This is a genomic window from Candidatus Tremblayella phenacoccinincola, from assembly GCF_002682985.1.
GTDB classification, from domain to species: domain Bacteria; phylum Pseudomonadota; class Gammaproteobacteria; order Burkholderiales; family Burkholderiaceae; genus Tremblaya; species Tremblaya phenacola_C.
On sequence record NZ_MKGN01000005.1, the window covers coordinates 1 to 5,562 of the forward strand.

General features: G+C 32.6%; 5 protein-coding genes. 2 read left to right on the top strand and 3 right to left on the bottom strand.

The window, feature by feature from the left end; all coding sequences use genetic code 11:
- Nucleotides 1-274 precede the first annotated feature (274 nt).
- Nucleotides 275-892 carry an ATP-dependent Clp endopeptidase proteolytic subunit ClpP gene (clpP, locus tag TPPER_RS00235; protein ID WP_099336791.1) on the bottom strand — a complete coding sequence of 206 codons (618 nt, stop codon included), beginning with the start codon at nucleotides 890-892 and terminating at the stop codon, nucleotides 275-277.
- Nucleotides 893-955: 63 nt separating this feature from the next.
- Between clpP and serS the strand changes: the two genes are divergently transcribed.
- Entirely contained in the window at nucleotides 956-2,209 is a 1,254-nt protein-coding gene (gene serS / locus TPPER_RS00240) for a serine--tRNA ligase (protein ID WP_146684946.1), read from the top strand.
- Nucleotides 2,210-2,224: 15 nt separating this feature from the next.
- Here serS and glyS read toward each other — a convergent pair whose 3' ends face one another.
- Nucleotides 2,225-4,144, bottom strand: coding sequence for a glycine--tRNA ligase subunit beta (glyS, locus tag TPPER_RS00245; RefSeq protein WP_099336793.1), 1,920 nt, complete (start codon nucleotides 4,142-4,144; stop codon nucleotides 2,225-2,227).
- Nucleotides 4,144-5,067: a glycine--tRNA ligase subunit alpha gene (gene glyQ, locus TPPER_RS00250; RefSeq protein ID WP_099336794.1), complete on the bottom strand. Its 924-nt coding sequence runs from the start codon at nucleotides 5,065-5,067 to the stop codon at nucleotides 4,144-4,146. The genes glyS and glyQ overlap by 1 nt, the downstream gene beginning before the upstream one ends.
- Before the next feature lie 22 nt (nucleotides 5,068-5,089).
- On the opposite strand from glyQ, the gene TPPER_RS00255 reads away from it, so the two are divergent.
- Nucleotides 5,090-5,371 (top strand): hypothetical protein, encoded by a 282-nt coding sequence (locus tag TPPER_RS00255; RefSeq protein ID WP_099336795.1) that lies wholly within the window; start codon nucleotides 5,090-5,092, stop codon nucleotides 5,369-5,371.
- Nucleotides 5,372-5,562: the final 191 nt, after the last annotated feature.

The following is a 5,562-nucleotide window of genomic DNA, read 5'->3' on the forward strand; positions in this document are numbered from 1 at the left end:
TAATGAGCTGCTTAGATAGTTCTTTGGGGGAACCCTATTGGTAGTTAGCTATATAGCTAGAAGGAGGAGGGTAGTAGTAGTTATTAGGCATATCTATATTACTCCCTTCTCTAACATATTTAGATGAAGCTACTGATGCTTCTATTAAGAACATCTTCTTCAGGCTCTCAACCCATAGACCACAACCCAAGAGACATCCAAACCCAAGGAGAGCTGGAACCCATGCTAACTATAGAATACTTCCTCTTTGTAGTGGTTCTAAACAGTCTTTGTGTTAACGCTGTGCTAATACGTGATCCACTAACCCATAGCTAACTGCTTCTTCAGGCGTTAAGAAGTAATCTCGCTCAGTATCTCTTTTTATTGATTCAACTTCCATGCCAGTATGTATAGAAAGTAAACCATTTAAACGAGCTCTTATCTTTATTATCTCTTTTGCTTGTATTTCAATATCAGTAGCTTGTCCATGAAAACTACCAAGAGGCTGGTGTATCATAATTCGAGAGTTGGGTAAACAAAAGCGTTTACCATTAGTACCTGCGGCTAATATAAAGGCTGCCATTGAAGAAGCTTGTCCCATACAAAGCGTATTCACATTTGGTTTTATAAACTGCATAGTATCATATATTGTCATACCTGAAGTAATAATGCCTCCAGGTGAGTTAATATAAAGGTAAACATCTTTTATTGGGTTTTCTGCTTCTAAATACAATAGCTGTGCAGTAACTAAGTTAGCCATATAGTCTTCTAGTTGTCCAGTAACGAATATTATACGCTCCTTTAACAAACGAGAATATATATCATAAGAACGGTCTCCCCTTGGTGTTTGTTCGATAACCATAGGCATAAACTTCAATAGATTAGTCTTTAGGTTCTTTAGTATATATTGCATAATATTATAAACCCCCCCTCTCTTATAGTTAGGTTAGAGAAGCTATTAAAACCTAGGAATAATATGTTAAGTCCATTCTTGTTACGCAATAGTCTTAACCTAACTGCTAATAAACTAATACGTAGAAGCCACTTATTAAATATAAAAGCTATAGATGAACAAGAATATCGTAGTAAGCTACTTCAAACAGAAACATCCTATATACTGGCTATAAAGAATATAAGAGCTAATTCCATAGGATATAATAAACCAAAAGGAAAGGAAGTTACTTTGGCTTTAAAAGAATCTAATGAGATAGACGCGTCTATAAAAGCCGTAAACTACGTACTAAACAATATAAAAGAATATCTATATAGCTATAGGTTACTAATACCTAATATACCTGAAGAAGATATACAACAAGAAGATACAGAGACTGTAATATGGAACGCTCCTACTAACTATAGTTTTAATATACGTAGCCATATAGAACTAGGAAAGCTAACTAAAACCATTGACTTTCCTAGCGCAGCAAGAATAGTAGGTTCTAACTTTGTAGTAATAAGTGGTAGCCTAGCTAGTCTATATCGGATATTAGCCCAACTTACGATAGCTATACATACTGATTCCCATATCTATAAAGACCAATGTTTACCATATTTAGTTAGCTATGAGTCTATGTTAGGATCTGGACAGCTGCCAAGATTTAGTAAAGAGGTATTTCATATTAATGAATCTAATAAGCTGCTTATACCAACTGGAGAAGTGCCTTTAATTAACTTAATAAGGAACCTAATTACTGATGAAGAGGCATTACCAATAAAGCTAGTAGCATATACTCCATGCTTTCGCTATGAAGTTGGTTCATATGGAAAAGAATCTCAAGGACTGCTAAGACTACACCAGTTTGATAAAGTAGAACTAATACAAGCAGTTAACCCAGTCTCTTCTATGCAAGCTCTTGAGGAAATAACATATCATGCGGAGAAGGCATTACAACTATTAAGCTTACCATATAGAAAGCTATATCTATCCGGGAAAAACCTTAGCTTTTCAGCTTGTAAATCTTATGACTTAGAAGCCTGGCTACCGTCTCAAACCATATATAAAGAAGTAGCTTCTTGTTCAAATACTAGCGACTTTCAGGCTCGTCGTATATTAGCCCGCTTTCGAAATAAGAACTATAAAAAGACATGCCTATTACATTTACTAAATGGTTCTGGTTTAGCCGTAGGAAGAGTATTAGTAGCTATATTAGAAACATATCAAACAAAAGAAGGTAGAATAAAAGTACCTGAACTACTAAGGAAACATATGTATAATATTGACTATATATAGCTAGAAGCATGTGTCTTAGTTAATATAAACCATATCTGCTATATATAGGTATGTGGCTTTTAAGTTATTCAATAAGGTTAGCCTATTATTACGTATTTGTTTGGGGTTATCTATAATGTAAACCCTCTTAAAAAGATCACATATAGACTTAGCTAGCTTTATTAGAAGTAATGAGGTTTCTGATAAGCTTAAACTATATAATAAATAGGATATCCTTTTGTTAATAACTATAAACTGCTTATAGATATTAACTTCTTCAGAGCTCCTTAGTAAATACATATTAACTTTAGAACTATTGTTAATATAGCTAAGCTTTATAATAATATTTGTTAGTCTCTTATTAGCTTCTATAATATACCTAATGTTCTTAAGCTTTTGAAGATGCTTTAACAAACATATTCGGCTGTGTATATTTAAAGGATATTCTATAGATAAGTCTAAAACAGAGCATATAGTATTACTATTATATCCTAAAGACTGGTACCATCCTTTTAGCTTCTTAATATAAAAAGCAACTATAATATATGTTAGACTCTTGTTAACTAAGGTATTCCCATATGTGCTAGCTGACTTCTTTATAAGTTCTTTTAGGTTTAATATTAGCTTATATTCTATTACTATTCGTAAGATACCTATAATAAGACGCTTTGAACTATAAGGATCTTTATTGCCCTTAGGAACCCCATTAACACCTATTAACCCAATAATATTATCAGCTTTATCAGAAATACCTACTGAGCAGCCTACTAAAGTTGTTGGTAGCATGTCATTTGAAAGACGAGGACTATATTGTTCCATCAAAGCTAATGACACTTCTTTAGGTTCGTTATCATGATTAGTATGGTGCATACCTACATATCCATATATCTCTTTAAACTCATAAACCAGCTTTGTAGCTAAGTCACATTTAGATAACAACCCAGCACGAGATGAATATATATGGTTAGCTCCTATATGTTGAGAAACCCAACTTGATATATGCTCTAACCTGTGGTTCTTTTCCCTCAAGGTGCCTAAGCTTTTCTCAAACACTATATCATTTAAAGCTGGAGTGAGCTGTTCTAAGCATATATATCGGTCCTTATATATATAATATAAAGCGTCTACTAAACGGGACCTTATTGCCTTTTGGCTATCGCTAATAACTTTAGAATATCTAGTTGGTATTATGTTACTAACAGCTATATAATATGGTAATAGCTTTAGGTTATGGTTATGTTTATCCAGATAGGTTGTCTCATATAATGGTAAATACTTTTGACTAGCTTTAATAATAAATACTAATAGCTCTTTAGGTATTATTAAAAAGCTTTTATTAAAAGAACCTATATATACTGTAGTCCATTCTACCATGCTTGTTACTTCTGTCAAAAGAATAGAGTCTAGCTTAACAAGTCCTTTAGGTTTAGCTATGCTATTAACTTTATCATGAACTACCTTTAACCGTAAGGAATAGTCAGTTAATACTTTCCCTTTTTCTAATAATAACTTTAAATAGCTATTTGCATGGTTAATACAAATCCTTTTAGATCCTATATGTCTATGGCCGTTTACGAATCTATTGGAACTAACACCTAGTATAGAACCAGTCATTAGCTTATTATTTAGTAATATAGTTAAAGTATGTAAAGGACGTATAAACTTAAAGGCTTTCTCATATACATTCCAGTTCATTGATTTAAAAGAAGTAAAAGCTTTTAAAGAGCTATATATTATACCATATAGGCCTGTATATATATTAGGACTTGGTTTAGATATCTTATTAGCTTTTAATACTAGCTTACGCGGTGTATATATAACAGATAGGCTTCCATATATAATATATATACTAGATAACTCTTTTCTAATAACATCCATAAAAGACTGTGCTATGTTTAATATTATATTATATGGTAACTCTTCTAACCCAAAAGCTACTATAAAGTCATAGGTCATTATATTAGTCCTCTTTTTGGAAACCCAACTGTCTTTCGGTAGCTATAATACCTTTTAGATATTTCTTTTACTAATGAGCGTATACACATTATGTGTGACTTCCTTTCAGTAGTTGCTAATGTATTACGAGCATCTAATAGGTTAAATATATGAACAGCTTTTAAAACATATTCATAAGCAACATCTAATAATATCTTAGTATGCTTTAAGATCTTTTGAACCTCTTTTATATGTAGCTCAAATAAACTAAACAACAGGCTTAAGTTTGTATATTCAAAACTATATATTGAATGTTCTAGCTCTCTTTTTAGAAACATGTCTCCATATGAAACATAACCAAAAAGACCATTACTCCACGAAATGGCATATATATTGTTAACTCCTTGAATATACATAGCTAACCGTTCTAAACCATATGTAATCTCTGTGGTTACAGGGTTAGAGGTTAATCCACCAACATGCTGGAAATAGGTGAGCTGTGTAACTTCCATCCCATTAAGCCATACCTCCCAACCTATACCCCAAGTCGCTAGTGTTGGGTTCTCCCAGTTATCATCTACAAACCTAAGGTCATTATATCTTAAATCAATGTTTAAAGACTCTATCGACTTTATATAGATATCTTGTATATCTTTTGGGGTTGGTTTTATGATAACTTGAAGCTGATAATAGTGTTGTAGTCGAGATGTAGGCTTTCCATATCTACCATCACTAGGTCTACGTGAAGATTGAGTATATGCTATTGCAATTGGTTCAGGACCAATAGCATTTAATAAACACATAGGATGCGAAGTACCAGCTCCAACTTCTATATCTATTGGTTGAATTAGTATACATCCATTCATTGTCCAATATCTTTGAAGACGAGCTATTAGATCTTGAAAGGAAATAGGTACTCTATTTTTATTAAGACTCTTTTCCATTGGGTTTATCCTATCAGAATATATGTACTACTTAGAAACAATGGATTCTTTAGCTACCATAGAACCCATATATAAAGAGCTAGCATTAACAAAAGGTTGGACCATATCTATAATAGCTGTTCTAATACAAAAGATATCTATAAGCCTAAATATAACTGTATGTAATATAGCTATGCTATTAAGAATATGTATATTAGGAAAAGCTGAATCACCAGGCATATCTCAAGTCATAACCATATTTAATAAAGAACTCCTACTAAGTCGTATAAAAAAGGTAACTACAATGATTAAGTATATCTATTGAGACAGCTGTTAGTTTAGTCTATATATAACAGCTAACATAAGATTAACTGGGTGTTGGCGCTACGCTATAGATGTATTCACAAGAACCATCCGATACCTCCAATACTTCTAGCATGTTCAGATATCACACCCCCCTAGAACAGAGTTAATATTAGGTTGGATGCTTTCAACATACGGTTCTATATGGACAAG